The sequence below is a fragment of the Paenisporosarcina sp. P4_D4 genome, from assembly GCF_056401835.1.
Genome location: NZ_JBFUIO010000181.1, coordinates 1 through 3,113, shown reverse-complemented (window position 1 = coordinate 3,113; position 3,113 = coordinate 1). Strand labels below are relative to the sequence as shown.

2 protein-coding genes are annotated in these 3,113 nt (G+C 37.0%); one reads left to right on the top strand and one right to left on the bottom strand.

Annotated elements, in window-relative coordinates; genetic code table 11:
* Nucleotides 1-336 precede the first annotated feature (336 nt).
* The gene (locus tag AC1DSL_RS16645; protein ID WP_477533055.1) at nucleotides 337-2,085 is read left to right on the top strand and encodes a B12-binding domain-containing radical SAM protein; all 1,749 of its coding nucleotides are present in this window, start codon (nucleotides 337-339) and stop codon (nucleotides 2,083-2,085) included.
* A gap of 23 nt (nucleotides 2,086-2,108) precedes the next feature.
* On the opposite strand, the gene AC1DSL_RS16640 is transcribed toward AC1DSL_RS16645, so the two are convergent.
* The coding region (locus tag AC1DSL_RS16640) for a TrkH family potassium uptake protein (protein ID WP_477533054.1) at nucleotides 2,109-3,113 on the bottom strand (1,005 nt) is incomplete at its 5' end.

The window sequence follows — 3,113 nt, the reverse complement described above, 5'->3', positions numbered from 1 at the left end:
ACCTCTTCAACTGTGTTGTGTGAGAAAAATTCCTTCGCCATTCTATTTAACTTAATCCCCTTGCCATTCTCGAGTAGAATGACTGATTCTTTATCGTTCCAAAATAAATAATCGAACATCTCTGTGATTTTTTCGCCAAACAAGTCATTCACCGGACCTTTCTCGTTCTTTTTATACAAATTATGCTGTGAAATACCTTTATATTCTGGATAGCTAAAAAAACAAAGATTAAAATTAATTCAGATTATTTCATATAGATTTAGCTAATATTGACTTATATTGTTTGAATCAACTTTCCTTGTTAAAATAGAATGATGTAAAGAAGGAGAATGCTTAATGAACATCGTCTTAGCAACGCTAAATGCAAAATATATTCATACCAACTTGGCACTAAGGTGTCTTAAAGCAAGTGCACAACCTGAATTTAATCCAACCATTGCTGAATATACAATAAAGGATCCAGCTTTTAATATTGTTTCTGATATATATTTAAAGAAACCTAAAGTTGTCGGTTTCAGCTGTTACATTTGGAACATTGAGGAGACTTTAAAAGTTGTTCGTCTATTAAAAAGAGTGAGCCCAGATACTATTATTGTACTTGGAGGGCCAGAAGTATCCTATGACTCAAACTACTGGTTGAGACGCATGAAAGAAATCGACTTTATTGTCATGGGTGAGGGCGAAGTATCGTTCAAACAGTTGCTTCATTTTGTCGAAGGAACTCTTCCTTTAAAAGAAGTACCTGGTATTTGTTATATGCAGGATGAAAAATTTATGATTCACCCGCAAGGACCTAAAATTGATTTACGTGAAATGCCAACACCGTTTYGCTTTGAAGAAGATATTCCTCACTTGTCCAAACGAATTACTTACATTGAAACCAGCCGTGGCTGTCCCTTCTCATGCCAATTTTGCTTATCTTCCATCGAAGTCGGTGTCCGTTATTTCAATAGGGAAAAAGTGAAAGAAGATATTCGTTATTTGATGGATAATAATGCGAAAATCATTAAATTTGTAGACCGGACATTTAATATTAGCCGCAGCTATGCAATGGAAATGTTTCAATTTTTGATTGACGAACATCGCCCTGGTGTTGTTTTTCAATTCGAAATTACAGCTGACATTATGCGACCTGAAGTCATTCAGTTTTTAAATGAAAATGCACCTGCTGGATTATTCCGTTTTGAAATCGGCGTTCAGTCAACGAATGAATTGACGAATGAACTCGTAAAAAGAAAACAAAACTTTGCCAAATTAACACGTACTGTGACAATGGTAAAAGAAGGCGGAAAAATTGCGCAGCATTTAGACTTGATTGCCGGGTTACCTGAAGAAGATTATGCTTCATTCAAACAAACGTTTAATGATGTATTTGCAATGGGACCTGAAGAATTGCAATTAGGCTTCTTAAAACTGTTACGTGGAACAGGGTTGCGTGTTCAAGCTGAAGAATATGGCTACGTATATGTCGATCAAGCCCCATATGAGATCTTCGCCAATAATGTCCTGTCGTTTGATGATATGCTCAGAATCAAACAAGCTGAAGATGTTCTTGAAAAATATTGGAATGCACATAGACTCGATCGTACAGTTGGCTATTTAGTTTCTGAAACGTTTGAAACGCCTTTTGATTTCTTCCAGGACTTTGGCAGCTATTGGGAAGAAAAAGGTTGGTCCCGAATTGGCCACCAACTTGAAGACTTATTTAAACGACTAGAAGAATTTTTACTTCAGGACGGTCGTGCTGACATGGCAGTAGTTAGAAGTTTGATGAAGATTGATTACTTGGTACATCATCAATTCCAACCGCGCAAGCCATGGTGGGAAAAAGAAATGAAAAAAGAATCTCAGTCTGCAATTTATCGAAAAATCATTGAAAATCCAAGTCTAGCCGGTCAGTCTTTTGCAGAACTCAATCTTCATGAACGTGAAGTTTACAAACAGACGCTCCTTGTTCCTTTCTCACTTGATTTACAACTGCTTGACCAAGAGCAAGTCGTATCGAAGGATGGCTATTTACTAACTTTCTTCAAATCGGGACAAGCACCACAATTTTCGTTTATAGCAAAAGAGCAGGTATCCTGATTATTTCAGGACCTGCTCTTTTTTTAGCCTATGATAACACGTTCTTTTGGATAATGGAATTTGGTTTTGGTTGTACGACCGCCTATAGTATATAGGAAGGAGATTAATCCGATGCGCCCTACGAACATCAAAAGCATAATCAATATTTTACCGAAAGTCGATAATTTATCCGTGATGCCTAAAGACATCCCGCATGTTCCAAAAGCTGAGGTAATTTCAAAAATGATTGCCGTCATTGACAATGTGGGTTCTGAAATTGATAAGGCGATGGTTGCAAGTAACACAATGAAAATAGATAAAATGATTACCGCATATGAACGTAACACGTCGATTAATTGAATTTCACGATTAAATATTTGTATTTCATTTTTCCCACGCGCATAGTTAATCAAAAATAAGACCGCTATTGCAAACGTCGTAGTGCGAATCCCTCCACCTACTGAACTTGGCGAGGCTCCAATAAACATCAATGCACTCAAGAATATGTCGGTACCTTGTGTAAACTCTGTGATATCAACAGTAACAAGACCCCCCGAGCGTGACGACACAGAGTGAAACATTGCAGTAAATAAGGCTTCATGCCATGACATACCGCGAAAAGATTTGAACATTTCCAATGCAAGAATGACTACAGTTCCTACGACCAGCAATAAACCAAATGTAGCAGTTGTAATTTTCGTAAACAGCGAGAATCGGAAATTCTTGTTTTTATTAGATAAAAAGGCTTTAATTTCGATTAAAACAGGGAAACCGATTGCTCCTAAAATGATTAAGATCATGTTTATGATTTGCACAAAATAATCATCATGATACGGGATCATGGATTCGCCCGTAATATCAAAGCCACCATTCGTTGTTGCTGAAACAGAGGCAAACAAACCATGGAGAAAAGCTTCTGACAGTGTTTCATAAAATTGAGTAAAGTAGAACGTAAGAATGAGTGCGCCCAACAACTCGATAAGCAATAAAATCTTTATGATTTCAATAATTAAATTAACGACCCCAGACAGAGAATGCTGGTTATGATC